Below are 26,929 nucleotides of genomic sequence, written 5' to 3'. Positions count from 1 at the left end.
CTTATTGTTCCGCGACGCGCTTGGCGATGTGCGCGAGCGACTCGTCAACCTGGTCGATCAGGATCAGGCAGATATCGCCAGATTGGAGCTTGTCGAGGGCGGTATCGATGGCCAGGAATTCGCCGTGGATTTCCTCGATTTCGCGCGTCCGCCGCGCATCCTTGAGTCCGTCGCGCAGCAAGGCAAGCACTTCACCGTCGGCGCGGCCGCGCTGGCAGGCGTCCTGATAGAGGACGACACGGTCAAAGGCACCTCCCAGGATTTCGGTCTGCTTGCGGATATCCTCGTCACGCCGGTCACCGGCGCCGCTGATAACGACGGTACGGCGGCTCCCCGGCGGCGCCGGCATATTGCCGACGGCGTCGACCAGCGCCTGAATGGCGTCGGGGTTATGGCCGTAGTCGGCAATGATCGTGGCGCCGCGGTAATTGAACAGATTGAAGCGTCCGGGGGCGGAATCGGCATCGTTGACGAAGCGGGCAAGCCCCTGACGGATGGTGGCCGGGTCGATGCCCAGCGCCCAGGCAGCGGCGACGGCGGCCATCGCATTTTCCACCTGAAAGCCGATGGCGCCGCCTGCGGTGATGGGAATCTCCGCGAGCGGGAAGCGTTCCAGCACGGCGCCGTGCCAAGTGACGATGGCGTCACCGTCGAGATAAACGACACGCTTGCCCTGGGCACGGTGCATGGCCATGATCCGGTGCCTGCGGTCGCGGGCGAAAAAGATGACCTGACCGGGGCAGGCGTCAGCCATGCGTGCGACCATCGGATCGGCGGCGTTGAGCACGGCAAAGCCAGTCACGGGCTTGACGTTCTGGACGATGACGCGCTTGACGACAGCCAGATCCTCTACGGTGCTGATGTAAGAAAGGCCGAGGTGATCGCCACTGCCGATATTAGTGATGACGGCAATGTCGCAGCGGTCAAAGCCCAGCCCTTCGCGCAGGATGCCGCCGCGCGCAGTTTCCAGCACGGCCGCGTCGACGTTGGGATGGAAGAGCACGTTGCGCGCGCTGCGTGGGCCGCTGCAGTCGCCGGTATCGATGCGCTTGCCCTGAACGTATACGCCGTCGGTACTGGTCATGCCGACGCGATAGCCCCGGCTGCCGAGGATGCTGCCGATCAGGCGCACGGTCGTCGTCTTGCCGTTGGTGCCGGCGACGGCGACGAGCGGGATGCGCGCATCCTCGCCCGGCGCGAACATCGACGAGATGACTGCCTCGCCGACGTTGCGTCCTTTACCGAAGGAGGGGTTCAGGTGCATGCGCAGGCCCGGTGCGGCATTGAGTTCCACGATGCCGCCGCCTTGTTCTTCCAGCGGGCGCAGAACGTCCTGGCAGACGATATCGACGCCGGCGATGTCGAGGCCGACCATCTGAGCGGCGGCGATGGCGCGCGCGGCAAAATCCGGATGTACGTCATCGGTGACGTCGGTGGCCGTGCCGCCGGTTGACAGATTGGCGTTGTCGCGCAGCACGACGCGCTGCCCCTTGGCCGGCACCGATTCGGCAGTCAGGCCGTTTTGCGCCAGCCGCGCTAGGGCAATGTCGTCAAAGCGGATTTTGGTCAGCGAAGTGGCGTGGCCTTCGCCGCGCCGCGGATCGGCATTGACCAGATCGACCAGCTCGCGCACCGTGCGCACACCGTCGCCGATCACGGTCGGCGGTTCGCGCCGTGCGGCGGCAACCAGCCGGTCGCCTACAACCAGGATACGGTGGTCCTGGCCAGCAAGGGAGCGTTCGACAAGTACGTTGCTGCTGATGCGTGCGGCGGTGGCATAGGCCGCCTCGACCTGCGCGCGCGTCGTCAGGTTGACGGCAACCCCTTTACCTTGGTTGCCATCCTGCGGCTTGACGACGATGGGAACGCCGCGTTCGATGCCGATTTCACAGGCGGCGGCCCAGGCATCGGCGGCGTCGCGCACGGGACGGCCGATCGGCACCGGCACGCCGGCGGCGTGCAGCAGGCGCTTGGTCAGCTCCTTGTCCTGCGCGATGGTTTCGGCAACAGCGCTGGTGGTGTCCATTTCGGCCGCCTGGATGCGGCGCTGTTTGCTGCCCCAGCCAAGCTGCACGAGGCTGCCCTGGGTCAGGCGGCGGTAGGGGATGTTACGGGCGATGGCGGCATGCACGATGGCGCCGGTGCTCGGGCCGAGGCGCACGTGCTCGTCGAGCTTGCGCAACTGGCGCAAAGCTTCGTCCAGATCAAAAGGGGCAGCGTCAACCGCCGCCCGACAAAGCTGCATGGCGAGGTCAAACGCCAGCCGGCCGACTTCTTCTTCGCTGTATTCGACAACGACCTGATAAACGCCGGTTTCCGTGGCGGGTGTCGTGCGGCTGAACGTGACCGGGCAGCCAGCCTGCGCCTGCAAACCGAGAGCGGCGAATTCGAGCGCATGCGCCATAGCGACGGCGCGATCCTCTTCGGCCGGGTGCAGGTAAGCAATTTCCGGAAAACGCTCACGCAGGCGCTTTTCAAAGCCGGTGATGGCGCTGATGTCGCGCTCGTTTTCGTCACAGCTGACAATGGCTTCGATGGCGGTATGGCGGCTCCACAGATTGGGGCCGCGCAATGCACGGATTCTCGAGACTTCCATAAATTTTCCTCGTAGTTCTGATGCGCCGCCGGAATTCTGTGGGGCGGCGGCGATTTCTGTCGGGTGGAGCGTGTCCGGCGTTCCTTTCGGAGAAGCTGTCTAATCGGGCAAGAAGGTTTCGATGCCGATGCGCATGACGTCGTGGCTGAGGCCAAGCGCCCAGGCGGCGGCCACAGCGGCCAGCACGTTTTCGGTCTGCGCCGCGGGCTGACCGTTCTCCCCGCTTTCCTGACAAAGCGGCACGTCTTCCAGGCTCACCAGTTTGGTTTCCCCTTGATGGTCGGCCAGCATGATGTGTCCGTGGCGCACGAACACTGCGCGCCCGCCGTGCTTCTGATGCGCGCTGATGGCGGCCAGATCCGGGTCGTCGGCAAACAGGATGATTTCGCCGTCGCACAGCGGAATCATGTCGATCAGCATCGGTTCGCGCGCATTGAGCACCGCCGCGCCCTCCTTGAGTACGAGGTCAATCTGCGTGCGCATGATGTTGAAGACCTGTTCGGGCGTGTTGGTGTAACGGCGGCCGATGTGGCGGGCGGGGTCGATATTGGTGATCACGCCGACCTGACAGCGGTCGTAAGCCACACCGCTTTCGAGAATCGTATCGCTGCCGTTTTCAAAAACCGCAGCTTCGACGGCGCGGTTTAGCAGCGTCCGGTGCGCCGCGTCCCAGTTGGCACGGTCGCCTTTTTCCAGCAGGCGGCGATCGATAAACAGGCCGTCGCTGCACGCCAGACCGGTTCGTTTGCCGGAAATGGAGAGCAGGCGCGCAACCAGCCGGCAGACGGTGGTTTTGCCGTAACTGCCGGTAACGCCGACCACCGGAATGCGGCCGTTGCCGTCGGCAAAGAGGTGGTCGACGATGGCCTGCCCGACCGGGCGCGGTTTGCCAACGCCGGGCTTGAGGTGCATCAGCAGGCCGGGGCCGGCATTGACTTCGACGATGGCGCCGCCCTGTTCGGCGAGCGGTTTTGAAATATCCTGGCAAACGAGGTCGATGCCGGCAATGTCGAGTCCGACGATGCGTGTGGCGAGCGCGGCGATTTCGGCGGTTTCCGGATGCACCGCATCGGTGACGTCGAATTCGTGATTGGCGTTGCGCTGGATGAGTACCTTGCGCCCGGCGTCCGGAATGGAATCGGGCGTCAGGTTCTGGCGCGCAAGGTTGATGTGCACCGCCGGATCCATGTCGATTTTTGCAAGCGGATGGTTTTCGCTCACGCCTCGGCGCGGGTCGCAGTTGATCTGCGTTTCAACCAGTTCGCGAACCGTCGATTTACCGTCGCCGGTGATCTGCGCCGCGTCGCCGCGATTGGCGGCGATGAGCTTGCCGCCGATAACCAGCAGGCGGTGTTCGTTACCGGGAATCGAGCGCTCAACGATGACCCCGTTGCCTTCCTCAAGGGCAGCGGCATAAGCCTTTTCGATTTCCTCGCGCGTTTTGATGTCGATGAAAACGCCGCGCCCGTGATTAGCATCGAGCGGCTTGACGCAAACCGGCAGGCCGATGTCCTGCGCGGCCTCCCAAGCATCTTCCGGGCTGTCGACCTCGCGCCCCTCAGGCACCGGCACGCCGCAATTTTCCAGCAATGTCTTGGTGAGATCCTTGTCGTGCGAAATGCCCACGGCGATGGCGCTGGTCTGGTCGGTTTCCGCCGTCCAGATGCGGCGCAGCGCAGCGCCGTGGCCGAGCTGGACGAGATTGCCGGAGCGCAGCAGGCGGATGTACGGAATTTTCCGCATATCGGCGGCCTCGACAATGCAGGCTGTCGAGGGGCCGAGGTAGTGCGCATCGACCAGTTCGGCAAGCTTTGCGATCGATGCGTGCACATCGAACGGCCGATCGGCCATGGCCGCTAGCACCAGTTGACGCGCCTCGAACAGCGCGGCGCGGGTGACATCCTCTTGCCAGGCGCGCACGACAACCTTATAGACGCCGCGCGGGCCGGCTTCGCGCGCCTTGCCGAAGCCGCCGGGCAAGCCGGCGAGATTTTGCAGTTCGAGGGTGACGTGTTCGAGGATATGCGCCGGCCAGGTGCCTTCCTCAAGGCGGCGCAGAAAGCCGCCGCGCTCGCCATAGCTGCAACGGTGCTCGATCAGCGAGGGCAGCATCGTCTTGAGCCGTTCGTAAAAACCGGGAATCTTGTTGGAGGGAAAATCCTCCAGCTCGCCGATATCGACGACCGCTTCGATAACCGGCCGGTAAGTCCAGATGCTCGGGCCGTTCAGATAGCGGATTTCAAGGAATTTGATGTCTTTGTTGGTCATGTCCATTTTTTATGATCTCGGAAGGACTGCGCGCGATAAGCGGATAGGTTCGAATAACGTATGGTGCAATGTTTGGATTACCGTCGGCATCTCACAGAAAACGGTCGAGAAATTTTCGGCTTTGCGCATCGAGCGCCAGCCGGTCGCGGATCAGGTAATTGATGCCGTGACTGTCGGCGATGAGCAGCGCATTGCCCGGCAGGCGGCGGATGTTTTCCTCGCCCTTGAGTGTCAGCGCCGTTTCGCCGCGGTCGGTGATCACCTGCCAGAAACTGGGGGTGGCGTAGCTGGAAACGCTGAGGATGCGTTCGATAACCGGCATGAATTCGCGTCCGGCCAGTTCGCCGGTAACCAGCTCGCGCAGGGCGGCGGGCAGGGCGTCGAGGCGATCGATCCAGGCCAGTTCGTGCCCATGCGCGTCGACGAGGGCGATGCCCTCATCCGGCGCGCAGATCGGAAAAGCGCGCACGGGCGTAACGTCCTCATGCGCCGTGCCGTCGGCATCGGTCAGGATCAGGCGGCCGAAGGCGTCGCGGTGTAGCCGGTAGGCCGGCGATATGGTGGATAGGGTGGGCAGGTTCATGCCTTGTGTGCTCCTTGGTCGTTTTCATCGTCGCGCTTGCCGGAACTGCCGGAGTAGGGGGCATCGGCCTCGCTTTCTTCCTCGGCGTTGCGCGCCTGCGCCTGGTAAAGCTGGTAGTAATGGCCTTCCTTGGCCATTAGCTCATCGTGGCTGCCCACTTCGACGAGGTCGCCCCGGTCGAGGACGATCAGCCGGTTGGCGTTGCGCAGCGTGGACAGGCGGTGGGCGATGGCGATGGTGGTGCGGCCGCGCACGAGGTTGTCCAGCGCTTTCTGGATTTCCTTCTCGGTCGTCGTATCGACCGAAGAAGTCGCCTCGTCGAGAATCAGAATCTTCGGGTCGATGAGCAGGGCGCGGGCGATCGAAATACGCTGGCGCTCGCCGCCGGAAAGCGCCTGGCCGCGCTCGCCGACCAGCGAATCGTAGCCCTGCGGCAGGCGCAGAATGAATTCGTGCGCATGTGCGGCGCGGGCGGCGGCGATGATCTCTTCGCGCGTGGCCTCGGGCTTGCCGTAGGCGATATTTTCCGCAATGGTGCCGAAGAACAGGAACGGCTCCTGAAGGACGAGGCCGATATGGCGGCGATATTCGGCAACCGGCAGCGAACGGATATCGACGCCGTCGATCAGGATGGCGCCTTCGGTCACATCGTAGAAACGGCAGATCAGGTTGACCATCGTGCTTTTGCCCGAACCGGAATGGCCGACGAGGCCGACCATCTCGCCCGGTTCGATGGTCAGGCTGATATTGCGCGCGACGCTGCGCGTGCCGTAGCGAAAGCCCACGTCGCGCAGTTCGATGCAGCCTGCGACCTTTTCCAGATGCACGGGATTAACCGGCTCCGGCACGCTGGAAACGTGGTCGAGAATGTCGAAAATGCGTTTGGTGCCGGCGGCGGCCCTTTGCGTCACCGAAACGATGCGGCTCATCGAATCCAGGCGCGTATAAAAGCGGCCGATGTAGGCCAGAAAAGCGGTCAGCACGCCGACCGAAATTTCGTGCTGCGAAATCTGCCAGATGCCAAACGCCCAGATGACCAGCAGGCCGATTTCGGTCAGCAGCGTCACGGTGGGGCCGAACATCGACCAGATCTTGTTGACCTTGTCGTTGATTTCGAGGTTGTGCTGGTTGGCGGCGCGGAAGCGCGCCGCTTCCCGGTGTTCCTGCGCAAACGCCTTGACGACGCGGATGCCGGGAATGGTGTCGGCCAGCACGTTGGTGACTTCCGCCCAGATGCGGTCGGCGCGCTCAAAGCCGGTGCGCAGTTTTTCGCGCACCATGTGGATGAGGAAGGCAATGACCGGCAACGGCAGCAGGGTGACGAGCGCCAGCCAGGGGTTGATCGAAACGAGGATGGCGGCCGTCATCGTGATCATCAGCACGTCGGTGGCAAAATCCAGGAAGTGCAGTGAAATGAACAGGTTGATGCGGTCGGTTTCCGAGCCGATGCGCGCCATCAGATCGCCCGTGCGCTTGCCGCCGAAGTATTCCTGCGAAAGCTTGAGCAGATGCTCGTAGGTCGTCGTGCGCAGGTCGCGCCCGATGCGTTCGGAAACCAGCGCCAGAATGTAAGTGCGCGCCCAGCCCAGCCCCCAGGCGAGTAGTGCGGCGGCGAGCAGGCCGGACAGGTAAAGCGCAACCTGCGTCGAATCGATCGGCTGGCCATTCTGGAAAGGAATCAGCACCTTATCCATCAGCGGCATGGTCAGGTAGGGCGGCACCAGCGTTGCCGCCGTGCTGGCCAGCGACAGAATGAAGCCGGCGAGCAGTTGCCAGCGGTAAGGGCGGGCAAAGCGCCACAGGCGCAGCAGCGTCCAGGTCGAAGGCGGCGTCAGGTTTTCCCGGTTGCAGTTCGGGCACTCGTCCTGGCCGGCGGGCAGGGGCATGTCGCAGTTGGGGCAAAGCGCCTGCACCGGCTTATACGGCGCGTGTCCCGTCGTGCGGAATTCGATCTGCCGCGCAAACTGATCGATCAGCCGGCCCGCAGTAATATCGCCGCCCAGCGTATAGCGCCAGATGGCCAGCCGCCCGTTTTCGTCGAATAACTCCAGGCTGCCGACGCCGGCATGGTCGCGCCGCGTCAGCCGTAGTCCGGCGCGGCATGGGTAACTTTGCCAGCTCGCCGTATCTGCCGTTTTTGCGAGCAGGCGCTGGTCGGTCAGCACCAGCATCCCGGCGGCAAAGCGTAGCCGCTCGTCAAGATCGGTTTCCAGGCAGGCAAGCAGCGTCTCGTCCGGCGCCAGTTGCGCCTCGACCTGCGTTTGCCAGACAGCCGGCAAATGCGCCGCTGCGGCGCCGGAAGAAGGGGAAGGGGAAGGAATCGGGTGATCGGTCGTTTTCGGTTCAGTCATTGTCAAAAGTGGGCGGCCGCGAAGGCCGGCGTATCAAATATCAATATTGATTTATCTATATTGCGTAGCCGAAGTATACCCGCCCCTAACGCGCGACCCACCTCGCCGGTTGATTGCGGCCGATGCAGACTGCCCGATTTGCCCCGATTTGCCCAAATTCACCCCAGTTCGCCCGATGGTTCAAAACCTTTTGGCAGCGCTATAGTTGAATAAATAAAAAAGCTTAGGCTGGAAACCCGCGCGGAATAAGGGTTTCCGCGCTACCTGCCCGCAAACGCCCAATCCACGCGGGTTATAGCGCTGCCCTGTCTGAAACGCCCAAAGGACGCGGGCTTCCGGGCAGCTGTTGCGGACGGACAGCGACTGCGGACGTTCGGACGCCACAGACGTTCAGCCCGCCGCGCGCAGCCACCGCCGCGCTTTTCCAGCCCTTCAATAGTCGTGGCTACCGTTCAAACACCACACACAGATGCTGCCGCGCTCAACGCGCCATGCAGGCAGAGACCGACAGCGGCGGAGCAGGCCCTGAACCCCGCGTGAAACGAGCATCTCCGGAGATCCTGCCCGCAAACGCCCAATCCACGCGGGCTCCAGCGCTGCCTGCTCGTAAACGCCCGATTGGTGCGGGTTCTAGCGATGCCCTCTCTGAAACTCCCAAAAGACGCGGGCTTCCGGGCAGCCACCGCAGACGAACAACTGCTGCGGATGTTCGGACGCCGCAGACGTTCAGCCCGCCGCGCTTTCTAGGCCTTCAATAGTCGTGGCTACCGTTCAAACACCACACACAGACGCTGCCGCACTTAACGCGCCATGCAGGCAGAGGCCGGCAGCGACGGAGCAGGCCCCAAACCCCGCGTGAAACGGGCATCTCCGGAGAGCCTGCCCGCAAACGCCCGATTGACGTGGGTTCCAGCGCTGCCTGCTCGTAAACGCCCGATTGGCGCGGGTTCTAGCGATTCCCTCTCTGAACGCCCGATTGGCGCGGGTTCTAGCGATTCCCTCTCTGAACGCCCGATTGGCGCGGGTTCTAGCGATGCCCTCTCTGAAACGCCCAAAAGACGCGGGCTTCCGGGCAGCCATTGCGGACGAATAGCAACTGCGGATGTTCGGACGCCACAGACGTTCAGCACGCCGCGTACAGGAGTCCGACCTGAAACGGCACATGCCGTGCTTGTTGACCTACGAACGTTTTTCTGACTTCGGTCGCTAGACTGCTGCCTGCTGATCCGCGTGGATTGGGCATTTCCGGCGTACTGCCCGGCAACCCGCGTAGATTGGGCGTCTTCGGCCCGCCTTCTTCAATTCTTTTGTTTAAAACGCCGACATCGGCAGCCATGTTTACACAGGAGAGTAAATTTCTGCTTATAAAAATTATTTCGCCAAAAGTCCGTCCTAAAAACACCTATTTGGGGCATTACACCCCCCATTCCCCCATTCACTCCCATCCGGCCGCCTGCCGGCCCGCTCCGGGTGCGCCCGACAGCCATTTTCCCTGCCGCAGCGCCGGCGAATGCCTTGTAAATCAAATGGTTGACATCATCCGGGCGCAGTTCTAGAGTTTTCTCCATCCCACAAGCATCCCCGTCTCCACAAAGTGCGCGTATTTTTAGGAGGCATTATGTCGAAGCCAGCCTGCGGCAGCGCCTGGATGTTTATAAACCGAAACCTGCGTCGGAACGCCCTCCATTGCTACATGCTGGCGGGGATATTCCTCGGCGTTGCGCAGATTGTGAGCCACCGCTATTACAGCGCAAACTGGGCGAGCGACCTGCTCATCGCGCGCCTTCAACTTGACTCGCTCGGGTGGGCGTTTATTTTCACGCTCACCGCCAGACTGCTGGGATTGCTGGTTGAAGGGTCTGAAAAACGCTGCGGACGCAAAAAGCCCTGCCTGATAACGTTCATCGATCACGTGATCGAAATTGTTTCCCGGCGCGCGGCCGGGCTCGCATTGGCCGCAGCATCCACGCTGGCCGGATACACAATTGTCGTGGCGCTTTCCGGCGCTTATTTTCACGCCCTGTTTTTCTTGTTGTTCAGCCTTTATCTCCTGTCCCTGGGCGAGGCGGCCGTCAACCCGCTGCTTAAAGGAAAACAGTCCAAAGCCTTCTTTCCGGCGCTGGGCGTAATGGCTGGATTGCCTTTGGACATGAACCTCCTGAGCTGAACCACCGCAGGCTCACGTGGCACAGAAATCTTTGTTGAAAGGCATCTGAAACACCTCTGCCCACAGCACCGTTACACCCACATATCTTATCGAGGAACCGACGCTATGAAACTCTACATTGGTCTGGCCGGGCCGGCATTACTGATTTTCTACCTGCCGCTGGCGCTGATCGGGCTTTTGGTGCTTGCCTCCAAGGTCTGGCGCCGGAAAAAGCGCTACTGGGCGATACCGCTTTATTTGATCCTGGCCTATTTGATTCCGCTAGGTGATGTGACCTGGTATAGCTGGAAGATGAACAAGGCCTGCGACCAGGCCGGGTTGCATATCTACCGCACTGTCGTGGTGGATGGGTTTCAAGGGCTTTATGCCGATATGGATACAATGAAAGAGCATCCCTACGTTTTCGTTGAAGATAAGCCATTCCCGGGCGAAAAAACCATCAATCGCTTTGAGCGCAAAGGCGATGAAATTGTCGTTACAAAAATCCCTGAGCCAACGGCCGAATGGGAAATCATTCGCGATCGCTTAGATTGTTATGATAAGGACCTGGGCGTCATTGTAGATGGGGAGGTTATCCGTAACCGAAACACAGGAGAAGTTATTGCAAAAGATAGATACTTTACGGCGCGCATGGGTTGGATCGACAACTTAATTGGATCGGTGATCGATAACGGCGCCGGTGGTTGTTACAGACGACCCAAGCTGATCACTGAATTTCACAGAGTCCTTATTCCTTCAGGAGCGAAACCATGAAACCTATGACCATTCAGGAAATATACGACTACGCCAAACTTTCGACACTGGCTTATGTGGATTTGAGCAAACATGGTCGGGATAAAATTACACCTGAAATCATCATTGATGAAGGGGCAAGTGAACGTTTACCCGGCAAATCCGCCCGTATTCCTGAAGCGCTTGGCCGGCAAATGTTCGATCCTAAAGAGCCGGCGGACATCACCGGACGCTGGACGATACTCGATCCCTATTTCAAGAGGAGCGACGACACCGGGTACAGCCTGGGCGGGCGGTTAGCGTATAACGAATCCGAATTCAAACGGGTTGCCTGACATGGGCGCGGTCATTCTGCCCCTGATGGGGATTTACCTGATCCTGCTGATCGTCGGCACGGCTTACGGCTGGCGCTGGGCTAAACGGCGAGGCTATTCAACAGTCAAACGCGCGCTCTGCGCCTTTGGCGGCTTCCTGATTGTCTATTTACCGCTTATGTGGGACTGGATACCGACCGAATTGGCGCACCGTTATTACTGCAAGAAAGAAGCCGGTTTATGGATTTACAAAACGCTGGATCAATGGAAAGCGGAAAACCCCGGCGTATATGAGACGCTGGTATATAACAAGGATCGGCCGTTTAAATGGGTATATAGGGACAAAAATGGGAGTAAGTATGTCAAATCTCTCAATGGGAGAATAAACTATTCTTCCGAGACGATCTTTCCTTTCTTGTCTTTAAATAAAGATATATTTGAAGTTATTGATACAAAGAATGATGAAGTTCTGGCAAAATATATCGATTTTGGTTATGGTATTTCGATATTTGTAGTTCGATGGGCGGACGAGCCATTTTGTGAGAATATGCATCATCTGAGAAAAGATTTTTTTAACTTTGAAGAAAGTTTTAAAGGAGCTGAAAAATGATCAACTCATTATCTCTCTTTGAACAAACCCAATTGGCGGAAGCCGATTAAGCTTTATTCCCAAATAATAATGGGATTTTTTAATAAAGTAGTCTTTACTAATTTTTCAGATTCTTTTCAAGGCAATAGGCAATCACTAACCCATTGAGGCTTTTGCAAAGCTTTCTGGTTTTTCTCTTGGTATTTTTAATATTTTTAGAAATACGATGCGCAGATTCCTTAAAACGGGTTTCTGCCGGGTTTTGCAAAGGTTTCATTTTTTTCGGATGAACGTTGTGCTCCAGATGCTTCCAAAAACTTTTTGATGTTTAATTTTTATGCTTGAAATCCCAACCTTGCAGCGGCTTGCCGACGGTACGCCGTTTTCCGGGCGTTACGGCGATGTTTACTACGCGGCTGCGGGCGGGCCGGCGCAGGCGCGGCATGTGTTCCTTGCTGGCAATGATTTGCCGGCGCGCTGGCAGGGGCGAGGGCGTTTCGTCATCCTTGAAACGGGCTTTGGCCTTGGTCTGAATTTTCTGGCGACCTGGCAGGCCTGGCGAGCCGATCCGCAGGCTTGCCGCGAGCTGTGCTTCATTTCGCTGGAGAAGCATCCGTTTGCCGCGGCCGATCTGGCGGCGGCGCATGCGGCCTGGCCGGAGTTTGCGTCGTTGGCCGGAATGCTGCAGGCGCAGTGGCCGCCTTTGCAGCCGGGCGAGCATCGCGTGGTGCTGGAAGGCGTGCCTGCGGCGCAGGGGCAGGAGGCGGCAGGCGATGGCGGGAAAAGGGAAGGTACGGAAATGCGGGGGATGCCGGATGTGCCGGAGATGCTGCCGTCGCCGGAGGTGCAGGCTGCGCAGAACATGCCTGCCGTGCGGCGTGTCGAGCTGCGCTTGCTGTTCGGCGATGCCGCAGCGCTGCTGCCGGCCTTGACGCTGGCGCCGGACGAGGCGGTCGATGCGTTTTTTCTCGATGGCTTTTCGCCCGCCAGAAACCCGGATCTGTGGTCGCCGGCGCTGTGCCGCGCGCTGGCGCGGCTGGCGAAGCCGGGCGCGACGCTGGCGACTTGGTCGGTGGCAGGCAGCGTCCGCCGCGCCTTGTCCGAGGCCGGGTTCATGGTGGAGAAGCGCCCCGGTTTTGCCGACAAGCGGCAGATGCTGGTCGGCCGGTTTCCGTAATGCGTAGCGGCAGGGCGTCAACTATCCAAAACCTGAAACGACCGTGACGGCGGCTGCGTTGTAGCTGCGTTACGGCAGTGTTATGGCGATATTGCGCGCATTGTCAGCGTGCGCCCGTGTAAGTATCGACTACCCGCGGCGGTGTGCGTCGTGACGGCTTGGGGTCTGTTCGACGATACAATGCCGCTTTTTTGAATTTCTGGAAGTTCCCGGCATGCCGACTGGAATCATCGAATCCCTAGACCACGAAGCGCGCGGCGTGACGCGGCTGGATGGCAAGACTATTTTTGTGGACGGGGCGCTGCCCGGCGAACGGGTCGAGTTCGTCAGTTATCGCAAGAAGCCGACGTATGAGAATGCCCGCGTCGAGCGCATCATGACGCCTTCCGCCGAGCGCGTGACGCCGCGTTGCCCGCATTTTGGCGTGTGCGGCGGTTGCAGCATGCAGCATCTGTCCGCGCCTGCGCAGGTGGCGGCCAAGCAGCGCGTGCTGGAAACCAATCTCTGGCATCTGGGACGGGTGCAGGCGGAGCAGCTCTACGCGCCCATTCACGGGCCGTCCTGGGGCTATCGCTGGCGGGCGCGGCTGTCGGCGCGGTGGGTGGCGAAAAAGGGCGGCATGCTGATCGGCTTTCACGAGCGCAAAAGCAGCTATGTGGCCGATATGCGGATATGCCCGAATCTGCCGCCGCATGTTTCCGCGCTGCTGATGCCGCTGCGCGAACTGATCGGCGCGCTGTCGATCAGTACGGCGATGCCGCAGATCGAGCTGGCCGTGGGCGAGGATATGACGGCGCTGGTGCTGCGCATTCTTGAGCCGCTCAATGGCGCTGACGAGACGTTGCTGCGCGCCTTTGCCGACCGGCATGGCGTTGTTTTCTACCTACAGCCGCAGGGGCCGGCCAGTGTCTACCGCTTTTACCCGCAGGCGGGGGCGGAACTGTCGTACCGGCTGCCGGATTACGGCATCGAGCACCGCTTTTCGCCGACGGAATTTACTCAGGTCAATCACGCCATTAACCGCGTGCTCGTGCGCCGCGCCATGACGCTGCTGGCGCCGCGCCCCGGCGAGCGGATTGCCGATATGTTTTGCGGCCTGGGCAACTTTTCGCTGCCCATGGCGCGCCTGGGCGCGCACGTTGTCGGGATCGAAGGCAACCGCGAACTGGTGCGCCGTGCCGGCGAGAACGCCGCCGCCAACGGGCTGGCCGGGCAGGTCGAATATGGCGTGGCCAACCTGTTTGAGGCGACGCCGGCATCGCTGGAACAACTGGGGCGCTGCGACAAGATGCTCATCGACCCGCCGCGCGAGGGCGCGGTCGAACTGGTGAAATCGCTTGGGATGGCTGGCGAAAACGGCCCGCAGCGTATCGTCTATGTTTCCTGCAACCCGGCGACGCTGGCGCGCGATGCGGGGATTCTGGTGTCGCAAAAAGGCTATCGCCTGCGCGGCGCGGGGGTCGTCAATATGTTTCCCAACACGTCGCACGTCGAATCGATCGCGCTGTTTGAATAGTAGGCTGGGGTGCTTGGCTCTGCCGGCAGGGCAAGGGAGGGCGCGGCAGAGTTCGGGCATAGGGGCAATCCTAAACTTTTTTCGGCAGGTATCGCTGAAGCCCGCGTGGATAAAGGCGTTCCGGGCAAGCACCTCTGAAGCCCATATAAATAAAGGGCTTCAGGGCATTCCCCTTGGAGAAGCCCTAAATACGCGGGCTAGCCCGCATTTCTCACACCCTCACGGTTCGGCCCCCGTTGGCGCGGTTTTTTCCTTCACGCGTCGCCGTGACCGCGAGGATTCAGGCCTGCGAGCGGCCAATGGAGTGCAGGCGGGTGAGGTTCTGCGAGCGGTCAGGTGCGTTGAGGGGGCAAGCGGCGCTGTTTGGGCATGAGACCGCCTCGCGCGAACGGGAGCGCGATCGGATCAGCAGGGCCACGGTGGCGTGGCGGATCAGCCGGGGGCGAGTCTGGCCTGGGCCAGGCGCCAGGTGGTCTGGAACGGATGACTGCTGGCCATGCTGACATGGATGCGGCGCACGCTGATCTTGACCCGTGCGCCGATCTTGAGCAGTTTCAGGCGCAGGCTCTCGCAGGTGGCCTCGGCCAGTTCGGTGCCAGCCAGCCCGATGCGGCGCAGCGCTTCGAGCATGACGTAGGCGAAGGAGGCGAACCACAGCCGCAGCTGATTGGCCCGCATCGTCGCCGTTGAGGTGCGATCGGCGAACAGGTGTAGCTGGCACTCCTTGATGCGGTTCTCCATTTCGCCTCGGGCGCAGTACAGCGCCTCGTACAGTTCGCGTGCCGGCCAGCGCTGAGCGTCCAGGCTGGTGACGATGAAGCGCGGATTGGCCTTGCCCGGCAGCTGCTCGGCCTTGCCGACGACCCGCCGGGCGCACGACCAGCTGTCAAGGGTGCGGTAGGTGAAGTCGCGAAACCGCCGTGCGGGCTTGCCGGTCTGGGTGCATTCGGCCTGCGCCTGGCTCATCTCGGTTTCGATCTGGGCCTTGAGCCGGTCGTTCTTGGCCAGCCCGAAGACGAAGTCGATGTGCGTCTGCTCGCACCAACTCATCAAGGCATCGCGCGCAAAGCCCGAGTCGGCACGCAGCACGATGCGCACCTCCGGCCAGTGGCGGCGGATCTGGGTGACGATGCGTTCGAGTTCATCGATGCTGCCCGCCGAGGCATCCGTGTTGGCCCGGCGCAGCTTGGCGGCGAGCAGATGTCGGCCGCAGAAGATGTACAGCGGCAGGTAGCAGTAGCCGCCGTAGTAACCATGGAAGAAACGCCCTTCCTGCTGGCCGTGCAGCGGGTCGTCGGTGGCGTCCAGATCGAGGATGATCTCGTCAGGTGCCTGCTCGTGCGCCTCAATGAAGCACGCGACGAACAGCGACTCGAAGGCCGCCGGATCGTGAGCGATCTTGTGATAGCGCGAACCGTCCTTGGTGTCGGGGGCATGTTCGAGCCGGTTCAAGGTCGACTTGCCCGCCAGCGGCTCGCAGCCCTTGCGCCGAGCGCTGAGCTTACCGGCCAGCGTGGCCAGTACCGGGTCACGGCGCAATTGATCGTGATCGTTCAGGTCCTCGTAGCCCAGCGCGATCCCCACGATCCGTTGCATCACCAACGTGTGCACCGTGTGTTCGATCAGCTCCGGATCGCGCCCATCCTCGAAGCAGGCCGCCACCCGTTCGGTCAGCCGCAAGGTGCGATCGACCTCGCGCAGCAACAGCGCGCCCGCATCCGAACTGATCTGCCCTCCGTCGAAATCCACCGCCACCTGGCGGCCATCAATACGCTTCGCGCATGGGCTGACTACGGTACACTGTGTCGGCATCGCGGCTTCCTCAGAGATATGGTTAAGTCGTTCTCGCAAAAAAACTTTCTTATATCTCCGGCCGCGATGCACCTTCTATCTGTGAGAAATGCGGGCTAGCGGGCAGGTGGCCGGAGATACTTTAAATATAGGAATTGCCAAGACCTGCGCGCTGACTTTCACCCACGGAACTCCTCTTGATGCCGTTGCGCTGAGCGGCAGCGCGCCCCGCTGACTTTCTTTGCCTCGCCAAAGAAAGTCAGCAAAGAAAGGCGACCCTGAGGCGCAGACTTTCCTTGCCGCGGGCCGCTTGTCGGCGGGCTTGAAAACTCGCTGCGCTCAGACAATCAAGCCCTTAATTTCCGCCAAGCTACCCCGCGCCCCTCTGAAATAGCGGCTTCCTTTACCAAAATACTGCGTTGGCTCGCCTTGCCGTACTGCTCGTACTGTCTGCGGCTCGCCGCCTTGTCTTTTGGCAAAGTCGAGCCGCTATGAGGCTTTCGGGGCACACTTCTGAACCCCGCGTGGATAGGGTGTTTGCGGGCGGTTACTTCCAAAACCCGCATGGATAAAGGCGCTCCAGGCAGGTGCCCCTGAAGCCCTTATAAATAGAGCGTTTGCGGATATGGTGCTCGGAGATGCCCTAAATACGCGGGCTGCAGGCCACCTCTTTTTGGAGATGCGCCTGCGCTTTCGCCCCAGCGTTTCTCCAATTCTCCCTTGTCGGGGAGATGCCCCGAAACCCGCATGGATAGGGCATTTGCGGGCAGGCACCTCTGGAGCCCTTATAAATAAAGGGCTTCAGGGCAGGGGCAGCGGAGATGCCCGAAATACGCGGGTTAGCGAGCCGGCGCATTTCGCGCAATGGCGCGGATGGCGGGCCTGGCGCAGCCGGCGCTCATACCGCAATCCGGCAAAGCTGGCGGCCGTCGAAGCGGAGGATTTCGCCGGAATCCTTGCGCCAGTCGGCCAGAACCCAGCGCTCGACGTTTTTGCCGTCGATGGTGTGAACATGCGTCGCCGGTAGGTGGGTATGGCCGTGGATGAGTGTGGCGTAGTGGTGTTCGCGCAGGAAGTTTTCCGTCGTTTCCGTGGCAACGTCGCCGTCGCTGAGCTTGCCCTGGCGAATTTTTTCCTCCCAGGCGCGTTCGCTCTGCTGGCGGAAGGCGGCGGCCATCGCCTTGCGTTCGGCCAGCGGACGGGCGAGCATGGTCGCCTGAAAAGCGGGTTGGCGCACCTGGGCGCGAATGGCCTGGTATTCGTGGTCGTTCGTACACAGCGCATCGCCATGCGAGAGGATGCAGCGGAATTCAGGCAAGCCTGAACCGGATGCGGCGGGCAGGGTCAGCGCGAAAGGATCGGGCAGCAGGCGCGCGCCGCAGCGGGCGGCGAAGGTTTCGCCGAGCAGGAAGTCGCGGTTGCCGTGCATGAGCGAGAGGGCGGTGCCGGCATCGCTCAGGCGGCGCAGGGCGGCGACGATGGCGGCGGCGAATCCGCCATCGTCCGGGTCGTCGATGGCATCATCGCCCGGCCAGGCTTCAAAAAGATCGCCGAGGATGAAGATCTGCCCGGCCTGGTGCGCCTGTCCGTCGAGATAGTGCAGAAAGCGCTGGTTGATTTCCGGTGTCCGCGGCGAAAGGTGTAGGTCGGCAATAAAGTCGGTGATGGCGCTGGCAGGCATGGCGGTTTTCAGCAGACTTCGGCGCGTTCGATGATGACGTCTTCCTTCGGCACGTCTTGGTGGAAGCCGGCGCTGCCGGTCGCTACGCCCTTGATTTTATCCACCACTTCGCTGCCTTCGACCACCTTGCCGAAAACGCAGTAGCCCCAGCCGCTGGGCGTTGGTGCGGTATGGTCAAGGAAGCCGTTGTCCTTGACGTTGATGAAAAACTGCGCGGTGGCGGAATGCGGATCGTTGGTGCGCGCCATGGCGATGGTGTAGCAGTCGTTCTTCAGGCCGTTGTTGGCTTCATTCTTGATCGGCGCGCGGGTCGGCTTCTGCTTCATGCCCGGCGCGAAGCCGCCGCCCTGGATCATGAAGCCGTCGATGACGCGGTGAAAGATCGTGCCGTCGTAATGGCCGGCCTGAACGTAATCAATGAAGTTCTTGACGGTTTCCGGCGCTTTGTCGGCATCCAGTTCGAGGGTGATGACGCCGAAGTTGGTGTGCAGTTTGATCATGGAATTTTCCTCAGGTTGAGTGTGTTTGAGAGGAGGCGAAAAGGCGGAGTTTGGGGGCCGCTTGCGGCCTGAAATTGCGCGCCGGGTGTCTATTTGTCGGAAAGCACCTTGACCGATTCGATGATGACGGGTTCGACCGGCACATTCTGGTACATCCCGCGGTTGCCTGTTTTGACCTTGGCGATTTTATCGACGACATCCATGCCTTCCGTGACTTTGCCGAACACGGCGTAGCCCCAGCCGTCATGGGCCGGATAGTCGAGGTTGGGATTGTCGCGGTGGTTGATGAAGAATTGTGCCGTTGCCGAATGCGGGTCGGCGCGGCGCGCCATGGCGATGCTGCCGCGCAGGTTCTTGAGGCCGTTTTTGGCCTCGTTGGCGATCGGCGCTTTCGTCGGCTTTTCGTTCATCTCTTTGGTGAAGCCGCCGCCCTGGATCATGAAGCCGTCGATGACGCGGTGGAAAATCGTGCCGTCGTATTGTCCGCTGCGTGCGTATTGCAGGAAGTTTTCCACGCTCTTCGGCGCTTTGGCCGCATCCAGCTCCAGTGTGATTTTGCCGAGGGTGGTTTGCATTTCGACACGGGGGGCGGCGGTGGCCGCGAATGCCGCGGCAGAAAGCAGCAGTCCGGCAAGGGAGAACGATAGCGTGCGGAAAAAACGGTCAAGGATCGAGAAAGTCGAAGTCATCAGAGGCTCCTGGAGGTTGAAGTAGGCAATTAAAAAAACAGCTTGTGAAGGCGGCGTCGTTTTTGGATAAGGCAATAAACAAGGCGATATTTTGTGCGAGCGCGGAAGAGTGCGGAAAAGAGTGAAAGGGTGCAAAAAGGCGCGAAAGAACGCGGAATTTTACCGTACCGATCCGTTGAGAATTGGTGCGAGCACTGCCGCCTTGGCGCGAGCGCGTGCGTTGGGCGAACCGGCGCCGGAATCGGCGGCTTCGAGCCGGGCGGCCTGTTCGTAAGCGCGCGCCGCCAGTTTGGCGTAAACGTCGCCCAGATTTTCGTGCGCAAGGGCGTAATTGGGGTTGGCGCGCACGGCCATTTCCAGCGCGGCTCGTGCTTTGTCATACTGCTTTTGCTGTGCGTAAAGTGTGGCGAGGTTGTTGTAGGGTTCGGGCAGTTCGGGGAAGTCTTCGGTCATCCGGGTAAAAAAGGTGATGGCTTCCTGCGTCCGGCCTGTGTCGCCCAGAATCTGCCCTTTGAGGAAGCGGGCGTGTGCATCGTTGGGTTGGGCGGCGATGAGCGCGTCGGCTTTTGCCAGCGCCTGTTCGGTCTGGCCCTGTTTGAGCAGATGCTGAATTTCGGTGACGGCGAGCGTTTTTTCCGAAGGCGCGCGAAGAATCTGCTGGGCGTGGAGCGACGGTGCGACAAAGCAGAGCGCCAGCGTGCAGAACAGGCTCATCAAGCCCATCCAGTAGGCGTTCCAGCAGGAGTTCCAGTATGAGGGGGCGCGCGAGGATTCCGAAGCGCTTGCCGGCGGTGTTGCGGGAATCAGTACGGATGGTACGAGTGGTACGGAAGGTACGGAGACGGCCAATAGCGCTGAAGGCAAGGCGGGGCGGGGGCTTTGAGGATGAGGATGCATCCGGCCGGTTTGGGAGGAGATGGGCATCGCTGGTATACTTTCGCGGAGTTTTTCGGAGACGAAGTGAGGGCTGCGAACTGATCGGCCGATTTTATCAAGAAGCCGGGCCGATCGAAAAAATCGTGCCGCCGGCGCCTGGAATTCCCATTGTCCCCATTATTTCCATTCCCGCGGGTTCCCGTCGTTTTCATCCGAACATGTTGAGAGTCTTGCCAATTTCACCAATCCCAACAATCCCGCCAATCCCCAAGCCCGTATTTGCCGGGCAAGCGACCGAGTCCAGAAAATGCTGAAAATCTTCAATTCCCTGAGCCGTGAGAAACAGGCGTTCATCCCCATCGAGCCGGGCAAAGTGCGCATGTACGTCTGCGGCATGACGGTGTATGACTTTTGCCACCTCGGCCATGCGCGCGTGCTTGTCGTTTTCGATATGGTGCAGCGCTGGCTGCGGGCGAGCGGCTTTGCCGTGACCTATGTGCGCAATATTACCGACATTGACGACAAGATCATTAAGCGGGCGAATGAGAATGGCGAGACGATCGGCGCGCTGACCGACCGTTTCATTGCTTTCATGAATGAAGATTCCGACGCGCTGGGCGTTCAACGTCCCGATCACGAGCCGCGGGCGACCGACTATATACCGCAAATGCTGAAACTGATCGGTCAGCTCGAGGCGCATGGGCTGGCGTATCAGGCTGCGGATGGCGACGTGAATTTTCCGGTGCGTCAGTTCGCCGGTTACGGAAAACTTTCGGGTAAATCGCTCGACGATCTGCGCGCGGGCGAGCGCGTCGATGTCGATCAGGCCAAGCACGATCCGCTCGATTTCGTGCTCTGGAAACATGCCAAGGAAGGCGAGCCGCACTGGAATTCCCCGTGGGGCAAGGGGCGGCCGGGCTGGCATATCGAATGCTCGGCCATGAGTTCCGACCTGCTTGGCGCCCATTTTGATATTCACGGCGGCGGTCAGGATTTGCAGTTTCCGCACCACGAGAACGAGATCGCGCAATCGGAGGGGGCGCATCGCTGTACGTTCGTCAATTACTGGATGCACAACGGTTTTGTGCGCGTCGATGACGAGAAGATGTCCAAATCGCTCGGCAATTTTTTCACCATCCGCGAGGTCCTGAAAAAATACGATGCCGAGGTCCTGCGCTTTTTTATTCTGCGTGCGCATTACCGTAGCCCGCTCAATTATTCCGACAAGCATCTGGACGATGCGCGGCAGGCGCTGGCGCGGCTGTATACGGCGCTGCGGGCTGTGCCGGACGCCGCTTCCGGTGCGTCGGTGGATTGGGATGAGGCGCACGCGCAGCGCTTCAAGGCGGCGATGGATGACGACTTCAATACGCCGGAAGCGTGTGCCGTACTGTTCGATCTGGCGGCCGAGGTCAATCGCGGCAAATCGCCCGCGCTGGCGGCACAGCTAAAAGCCCTGGGCGGCTTGCTCGGGTTGCTCCAGCGCGACCCGCAGGCTTTTCTACAGGCAACGCCGGCAGGCGATGAGGCGCATGACGGGCTGACGCCAGCCAAGATCGAAGCGCTGATCGCCGAACGCGCCGCGGCCAAAAAGGCAAAGAACTATGCCGAAGCCGATCGCATCCGCAACGAGCTAACCGCGGCCGGCATCGTGCTGGAAGATACGGCGCAAGGGACGAGCTGGCGGCGCGCCTAGCGTCTTCCTTTGCCAAAATACGGCGTTACTGTGTTGACCTGGCCTTGCCGTACTGAATGGTCTGTCAGCGGCTCGCCGTCTTGTCTTTTGGCAAAGTTAAGCCGCTATATATTGGGCGTCTCAAATATGGGTGCCCTGAGCCCCGCGTATTTAGGGCGTTTCAGAGGAGGTGTCCGCAAACCCCTTGTATTTAGGGCATCTCCGGGTACCCTACCCGCTAGCCCTTTATTTATAAGGGTTTCAGATGTGCCTACCCGGATCGCCTTTATCCATGCTGGTTTCAGAAAGGTATGCCCGCAAATGCCCTATCCACGCGGGGTTCCGGGCATATTCCTTTGCGCATTCGATCACGACGAAGCACCCAGACCCCCTTAGGCGCAGCCGCAGGCGCGGGGCAGCTTGGCGGGAACAAGGGCTTGATTGTTTGAGCGTAAGCGAGTTATCAAGCCCGCCGCCAGGCAATCCGCGACAAGGAAAATCTGCGCCTCGGGGTCGCCTTTCTTTGCTGACTTTCTTTGGCGAGATAAAGAAAGAAGGTAGGAAAGTCAGCGGGGCGCGCTGCCGCTCAGCGCAACGGCATCAAAAGAAACCCTTGCGGGCGGAGCCAGCGCCTACAGTCAAACAATCCTTTCAATCCTTATTTTTAGGTTCTGCCGAGAGACTGCCCGCTAGCCCACGTATTTAGGGCATCTCCAATGCCCCTGCCCTGAAGCCCTTATAAATAGGGCGTCTCCGAGGGGCATGCCCGGAGCGCCTTTATCCATGCGGGTTTTAGAGGTGCTTTCCTGGAAACGCCCTATCCATGCGGGCTCCGGCGGTGGTCTGTCTGATCCCTGTACACTTTGCCGCCTGCGTTTTTACGCGGGCAGCGCAGGCGTGCGGTGTGCGTCAATGACTTGCAGAATCTGGGCGAACACCTTGGGCGTACCAGCGATCAGGTTGTTGGTTTCCAGATAGCGGCTGCCGCCGGAAAGATCGCCGACGAGGCCACCTGCTTCACTGATGAGTAGGGTGCCGGCCGCCATATCCCACGGCATCAGGCCGATTTCCCAAAAACCGTCAAGCCGGCCACAGGCGACATAGGCAAGGTCGAGCGCTGCCGAACCGGCGCGGCGGATGCCGGCGCTGTGCTGCGTGAAATCCTTGAACAGCTTCAGATATGTGTCGATATGTTCGAACAGGCGGAAGGGGAAACCCGTGCCGAGCAGGGCGCCGCTGAGTTTGGCGCATTTGGAGACGCGAATCCGGCGTTCATTGAGAAAGGCGCCGTTGCCTTTGCTGGCGGTAAACATTTCATTGCGCGTCGTGTCATAAATGACGGCCTGCGTGACTTGTCCCTTGTAGGCGAGCGCAATCGATACGGAATATTGCGGAAAGCCGTGGATGAAGTTGGTCGTTCCGTCGAGCGGATCGATGATCCATTGATAGTCATTGCCCGCGCCCTGGCCGGCGATGCGCCCATTTTCCTCTGCTAGAATTCCGTAGTCCGGATAGGCCTCGCGCAGAATCGAAACAATGGACGCTTCGGCAGTTTTGTCGACCTCGGTGACAAAATCGTTTTGTGCCTTGCTTGCAATGTGCAGGTGTTCAAGGTCGAGCGAGGCGCGGTTGATAATCTGGCTGGCACGGCGCGCAGCCTTGATCATGATGTTGAGCGCTGGGTGCATGGGCGTCTCTTGAAAATTCCTAAAAATTCTTCGGACGGCGGCCGGTTGGGTTTGCAGGCGGCGCCGAAGCGAAATCATCGAATCGTAGTAAACGTAGCGAAGACCGCCATTTTAATATGAATCTACGCCCTCCACTTTTTCCAGCCCCGTCTTTGCCGGGTTGTTCGCCTGTTTCCGGGCGTATGCAGCGCTTGGCGAATGTGCGCATCGTTCTCTCGAATCCCAGTCATCCAGGCAATATCGGTGCAGCGGCGCGGGCGATGAAGACGATGGGGGTGGCGCGGTTGATGTTGGTGAATCCGGAGCGCTTTCCCGACCCCGTAGCTACTGCGCGCGCGGCGGGCGCCGATGATGTTTTGCAGGCGGCCCCTATCTGTCAGTCGCTTGATGAAGCGCTGCACGGAACGATTCTGGCGATTGCCTTGTCAGCGCGACAACGTGACCTGGGGCCTGCGCCGTTGTCCGTGCGCGATGCGGCTTCCCTGGTTCTGGAACAGGCAGAGTGTGGCGATGTGGCGCTGGTGTTCGGTAACGAGACCCGGGGGCTATCGAACGAGGATGTTCAGCGTTGCCGGTATATTGTGCATATTCCGACTGACCCTGCGTATAGCTCGCTCAATTTGGGCGCAGCCGTTCAGGTGTTGTGCTATGAGCTGCGCCAAAATGCGCTATCCGGCGCGCCGCTGGGTCAGGAATGTACAGCAGGGCGGGTAACGCCGTTTTCTTCGCCGCCCGCGACGCATGAGGAAGTGGAGCGCTTTTATGCGCACTTGCGCGATGTGATGATTCGCGCCGGATTCCATGACCCGCTGCATCCGAAACGTCTGATGCCAAAATTACGCCGTTTGTTTGGGCGTGTGGCCTTGGAGCGGGATGAGGTCAATATTTTGCGCGGTATTCTCGATGCCGTGGATAAGAACCCGGGGCTAGACAGAAGTAATCACTGAGATGACCGAGGGAAGCCCGGGCATCCGTTTGTCTAGTATGCAGCCTGGATATTCGGCCTGGATACTGATTGGGCGTTAAATGGGCAGAAAACAGAATACTCAACGCGCCGCCAGAGTATGTCCTCTTGGCGTGCTTAATTCTTGATGGTGCAAGTCGGGTATTGTAAACTCTCCCAGTTTTTTTCCGGAGAAACCTACCCATGTTCAACGCCTTGCGTGAAGACATCCGTTCGATATTCGACCGCGATCCTGCGGCGCGTACGAGCTGGGAGGTTTTGACCTGTTATCCGGGGCTGCACGCGATCATTTTGCATCGCCTGGCGCACGGGCTGTGGATGCGCGGTTTTTACTGGTTTGGCCGATTTATTTCACATTGTGCACGTTTTCTGACCGGCATCGAAATACATCCCGGCGCAACCATTGGCCGCCGCTTTTTCATCGACCACGGTATGGGCGTCGTCATCGGCGAGACGGCGATCATCGGAGACGATGTGACGCTTTATCATGGCGTGACGCTGGGCGGTACTTCTTGGAACAAGGGCAAACGGCACCCGACGCTTGCCGATGGCGTCGTTGTCGGCGCGGGTGCGCAGATTCTGGGTCCGATTACGATTGGCGAAGGTGCCAAAGTCGGCTCCAACGCCGTTGTCGTCAAAGACGTGCCAGAGGGGGCGACGGCGGTGGGCAATCCGGCGCGAATCATCGATTCGGCACAAGCGCAAAAACGCGAGGAGAAAGCGGGTCAAATGGGGTTTTCCGCCTATGCACTGGGCGACAAGCAGGACGACCCACTGGCCAAGGCTATTCATGGCTTGCTTGATCATGCGGTTGAAACAGACCGGCGCATTGCATGTTTGTTACAAAAACTGGAAGTCATGGGCGTGCCTTTAGAAGATGAACTGGCAACGGCAGACAAATTCGACCCGCAATACTTGAATAAAATAGTTGACTAATATTGTGCGGGTTTTATATAGTCGACAAATAAAGTCTGGTATTGACGGGATAAGGAGAGCTTAATGCGACTGACTACCAAAGGACGTTTTGCCGTGACGGCAATGATCGATCTGGCGCTAAATTCAGGGCAGGGGCCGGTGACTCTGGCGGGAATCAGCGGACGCCAGAAGATTTCGCTGTCTTATCTTGAGCAGCTTTTCGGGAAACTGCGCCGTTCCGGGCTAGTCAACAGCGTGCGCGGTCCAGGCGGCGGATATTGCCTGGCACGGCAGGGGAGTCAGATTACCGTGACTGACATCATCCGCGCGGTTGATGAACCGCTGGATGCCACGCAATGCGGCGGAGGCGAAAATTGCAGGGATGATTCCCGTTGCATGACCCATGATTTATGGACAACGCTGAACCTGAAGATGTACGAGTATTTATCCTCGGTGACGCTGAGTCATCTGGTAGACAGCCAGAGGCGTCAGGAAAGTGCGACTGTCATCAAAACCTTGCGTAAAACAACAGATTTTGCCGCACAGCGGCAGCCACTTTCCATTTCTGCCTGAGTTTGCCTGAATAAATAGTATGCAGACCGTGCAATCACAAGGAGTTCAATGAAATGCTGAAACTGCCGATTTACCTTGATAATTCAGCGACAACGCCGGTTGATCCTCGCGTTGCAGAAAAAATGATTCCATATCTATGCGAGCAGTTCGGGAACCCAGCTTCACGTTCACACGCTTTCGGTTGGCAGGCCGAGGCGGCGGTCGAGGCGGCGCGTGCTGAGGTTGCCGCACTGTTGAATGCTGATCCCAAGGAAATCGTCTGGACTTCTGGCGCGACTGAGTCGGACAATCTGGCCATTAAGGGGGCTGCGCATTTTTACTCAGGCAAGGGTAAACACATCATTACCGTCAAGACCGAGCATAAGGCCGTTCTCGATACCTGCCGCGAATTGGAACGGCAAGGTTTTTCAGTGACCTATCTCGATGTGATGGAAAACGGTCTGATTGATCTGGATGTATTTAAGGCCGCGCTGCAGCCCGATACGATTCTTGTCTCGGTGATGTTCGTCAATAACGAGATCGGCGTCATTCAGCCAATTGCTGAAATTGGTGAAATCTGTCGTGAAAAAGGCATCATTTTCCATGTCGACGCGACACAGGCGACGGGCAAGATTGAAATTGACGTCGGACGTCTGAAAGTTGATCTGATGAGCCTTTCAGCGCATAAGGTTTATGGTCCGAAAGGGATTGGCGCGCTTTACGTGCGCCGTAAACCGCGTGTCCGCCTGGAAGCGCAGATGCACGGCGGGGGGCATGAACGCGGCTTCCGCTCGGGGACTTTGCCTGTGCACCAGATTGTCGGCATGGGTGAGGCTTTCCGTCTGGCGCGTCTGGAAATGGCAGAGGAAAGTGCGCACATTCGCATTCTGCGTGATCGCTTGCTGGTGGGGCTGTCCAGTATTCCGCAGGTTTATGTCAATGGCGATATGGAACAGCGCGTGCCGCATAACCTGAATATCAGCTTTGCCTATGTTGAAGGCGAATCGTTGATGATGGCTTTGAAGGATCTGGCCGTTTCTTCTGGCTCGGCGTGTACTTCCGCTTCGCTGGAGCCATCCTATGTGTTGCGTGCATTGGGGCGCAACGATGAATTGGCGCACAGCTCGATCCGCTTTACTCTCGGGCGCTTCAATACTGAAGAAGAGATCGACTATGCCATTGAACTGTTGCACAGCAAGATTGGCAAACTACGCGATCTGTCGCCGTTGTGGGAAATGGTCCGGGATGGAGTCGACCTAAGTTCCGTGCAATGGGCGGCTCACTGATTGAAATACTGGAGGAATT

At 59.7% G+C, this 26,929-nt stretch carries 20 protein-coding genes and 1 pseudogene; 11 read left to right on the top strand and 10 right to left on the bottom strand.

Translation table 11 applies throughout. From position 1 onward, the window contains the following. Position 1: 1 nt before the first annotated feature. The 4 genes from cphA to ABCS64_RS05915 form a co-directional block, all read right to left on the bottom strand. Positions 2 to 2,596 carry a cyanophycin synthetase gene (gene cphA, locus ABCS64_RS05930; RefSeq protein ID WP_418890964.1) on the bottom strand — a complete coding sequence of 865 codons (2,595 nt, stop codon included), beginning with the start codon at positions 2,594 to 2,596 and terminating at the stop codon, positions 2 to 4. A gap of 99 nt (positions 2,597 to 2,695) precedes the next feature. Continuing rightward, a complete protein-coding gene (locus ABCS64_RS05925) occupies positions 2,696 to 4,870 on the bottom strand; it encodes a cyanophycin synthetase (protein WP_418890963.1) in 2,175 nt (724 codons plus the stop codon). Between the two features lie 85 nt (positions 4,871 to 4,955). Further along, entirely contained in the window at positions 4,956 to 5,447 is a 492-nt protein-coding gene (locus tag ABCS64_RS05920; RefSeq protein WP_418890962.1) for a cyanophycin metabolism-associated DUF1854 family protein, read from the bottom strand. Further along, positions 5,444 to 7,798 carry a cyanophycin metabolism-associated ABC transporter gene (locus tag ABCS64_RS05915; RefSeq protein WP_418890961.1) on the bottom strand — a complete coding sequence of 785 codons (2,355 nt, stop codon included), beginning with the start codon at positions 7,796 to 7,798 and terminating at the stop codon, positions 5,444 to 5,446. Before ABCS64_RS05915 ends, ABCS64_RS05920 begins: the two co-directional genes overlap by 4 nt. A 1,693-nt stretch (positions 7,799 to 9,491) precedes the next feature. On the opposite strand from ABCS64_RS05915, the gene ABCS64_RS05910 reads away from it, so the two are divergent. The 6 genes and pseudogenes from ABCS64_RS05910 to rlmD all read left to right on the top strand — a co-directional run bounded on the left by ABCS64_RS05910 (position 9,492) and on the right by rlmD (position 14,293). Continuing rightward, positions 9,492 to 9,965, top strand: a complete 474-nt coding sequence (locus ABCS64_RS05910; protein ID WP_418890960.1) for a hypothetical protein — start codon at positions 9,492 to 9,494, stop codon at positions 9,963 to 9,965. 105 nt (positions 9,966 to 10,070) lie between these two features. Then, positions 10,071 to 10,718 carry a hypothetical protein gene (locus ABCS64_RS05905; RefSeq protein ID WP_418890959.1) on the top strand — a complete coding sequence of 216 codons (648 nt, stop codon included), beginning with the start codon at positions 10,071 to 10,073 and terminating at the stop codon, positions 10,716 to 10,718. Continuing rightward, complete coding sequence (locus tag ABCS64_RS05900; RefSeq protein ID WP_418890958.1) at positions 10,715 to 11,032, top strand: hypothetical protein; 318 nt, start codon at positions 10,715 to 10,717, stop codon at positions 11,030 to 11,032. The genes ABCS64_RS05905 and ABCS64_RS05900 overlap by 4 nt, the downstream gene beginning before the upstream one ends. A 1-nt stretch (position 11,033) precedes the next feature. Further along, a complete protein-coding gene (locus tag ABCS64_RS05895; RefSeq protein ID WP_418890957.1) occupies positions 11,034 to 11,621 on the top strand; it encodes a hypothetical protein in 588 nt (195 codons plus the stop codon). A 316-nt stretch (positions 11,622 to 11,937) separates the two neighbouring features. Then, a pseudogene (locus tag ABCS64_RS05890) lies at positions 11,938 to 12,765 on the top strand (tRNA (5-methylaminomethyl-2-thiouridine)(34)-methyltransferase MnmD); the annotation flags it as partial. Positions 12,766 to 12,991: 226 nt separating this feature from the next. Further along, positions 12,992 to 14,293 carry a 23S rRNA (uracil(1939)-C(5))-methyltransferase RlmD gene (gene rlmD, locus ABCS64_RS05885; RefSeq protein WP_418890956.1) on the top strand — a complete coding sequence of 434 codons (1,302 nt, stop codon included), beginning with the start codon at positions 12,992 to 12,994 and terminating at the stop codon, positions 14,291 to 14,293. Positions 14,294 to 14,725: 432 nt separating this feature from the next. Here rlmD and ABCS64_RS05880 read toward each other — a convergent pair whose 3' ends face one another. The 5 genes from ABCS64_RS05880 to ABCS64_RS05860 form a co-directional block, all read right to left on the bottom strand. Next, positions 14,726 to 16,105: an IS1380 family transposase gene (locus ABCS64_RS05880; protein WP_418889980.1), complete on the bottom strand. Its 1,380-nt coding sequence runs from the start codon at positions 16,103 to 16,105 to the stop codon at positions 14,726 to 14,728. Between the two features lie 877 nt (positions 16,106 to 16,982). Further along, positions 16,983 to 17,765 carry a UDP-2,3-diacylglucosamine diphosphatase gene (locus tag ABCS64_RS05875; RefSeq protein WP_418890955.1) on the bottom strand — a complete coding sequence of 261 codons (783 nt, stop codon included), beginning with the start codon at positions 17,763 to 17,765 and terminating at the stop codon, positions 16,983 to 16,985. 8 nt (positions 17,766 to 17,773) lie between these two features. Continuing rightward, complete coding sequence (locus ABCS64_RS05870; RefSeq protein WP_418890954.1) at positions 17,774 to 18,265, bottom strand: peptidylprolyl isomerase; 492 nt, start codon at positions 18,263 to 18,265, stop codon at positions 17,774 to 17,776. An 89-nt stretch (positions 18,266 to 18,354) separates the two neighbouring features. Continuing rightward, positions 18,355 to 18,954: a peptidylprolyl isomerase gene (locus tag ABCS64_RS05865; protein ID WP_418890953.1), complete on the bottom strand. Its 600-nt coding sequence runs from the start codon at positions 18,952 to 18,954 to the stop codon at positions 18,355 to 18,357. A gap of 159 nt (positions 18,955 to 19,113) precedes the next feature. Continuing rightward, complete coding sequence (locus ABCS64_RS05860) at positions 19,114 to 19,851, bottom strand: tetratricopeptide repeat protein (protein WP_418890952.1); 738 nt, start codon at positions 19,849 to 19,851, stop codon at positions 19,114 to 19,116. A gap of 286 nt (positions 19,852 to 20,137) precedes the next feature. Here ABCS64_RS05860 and cysS point away from each other — a divergent pair, with 286 nt between their 5' ends. Then, positions 20,138 to 21,526, top strand: coding sequence for a cysteine--tRNA ligase (gene cysS, locus ABCS64_RS05855; protein ID WP_418890951.1), 1,389 nt, complete (start codon positions 20,138 to 20,140; stop codon positions 21,524 to 21,526). Positions 21,527 to 22,383: 857 nt separating this feature from the next. Here the strand turns inward: cysS and ABCS64_RS05850 are convergent. Next, on the bottom strand, positions 22,384 to 23,193 hold the full coding sequence (locus tag ABCS64_RS05850) for an inositol monophosphatase family protein (protein WP_418890950.1): 810 nt from the start codon (positions 23,191 to 23,193) through the stop codon (positions 22,384 to 22,386). Positions 23,194 to 23,375: 182 nt separating this feature from the next. Between ABCS64_RS05850 and ABCS64_RS05845 the strand changes: the two genes are divergently transcribed. The 4 genes from ABCS64_RS05845 to ABCS64_RS05830 all read left to right on the top strand — a co-directional run bounded on the left by ABCS64_RS05845 (position 23,376) and on the right by ABCS64_RS05830 (position 26,910). Then, on the top strand, positions 23,376 to 24,140 hold the full coding sequence (locus ABCS64_RS05845; protein WP_418890949.1) for an RNA methyltransferase: 765 nt from the start codon (positions 23,376 to 23,378) through the stop codon (positions 24,138 to 24,140). Positions 24,141 to 24,340: 200 nt separating this feature from the next. Next, complete coding sequence (cysE, locus tag ABCS64_RS05840; RefSeq protein ID WP_418890948.1) at positions 24,341 to 25,093, top strand: serine O-acetyltransferase; 753 nt, start codon at positions 24,341 to 24,343, stop codon at positions 25,091 to 25,093. A 63-nt stretch (positions 25,094 to 25,156) separates the two neighbouring features. After that, entirely contained in the window at positions 25,157 to 25,645 is a 489-nt protein-coding gene (gene iscR, locus ABCS64_RS05835) for a Fe-S cluster assembly transcriptional regulator IscR (protein ID WP_418890947.1), read from the top strand. Between the two features lie 53 nt (positions 25,646 to 25,698). Beyond that, positions 25,699 to 26,910 carry an IscS subfamily cysteine desulfurase gene (locus ABCS64_RS05830; RefSeq protein WP_479686651.1) on the top strand — a complete coding sequence of 404 codons (1,212 nt, stop codon included), beginning with the start codon at positions 25,699 to 25,701 and terminating at the stop codon, positions 26,908 to 26,910. Positions 26,911 to 26,929 lie beyond the last annotated feature (19 nt).

Origin of the sequence: Dentiradicibacter hellwigii, assembly GCF_041770905.1 — a bacterium.
GTDB lineage: Bacteria > Pseudomonadota > Gammaproteobacteria > Burkholderiales > Rhodocyclaceae > Propionivibrio > Propionivibrio hellwigii.
The sequence above is the reverse complement of the archived record's forward strand: the minus strand, read 5'-3'. Positions and strand labels throughout refer to the sequence as shown.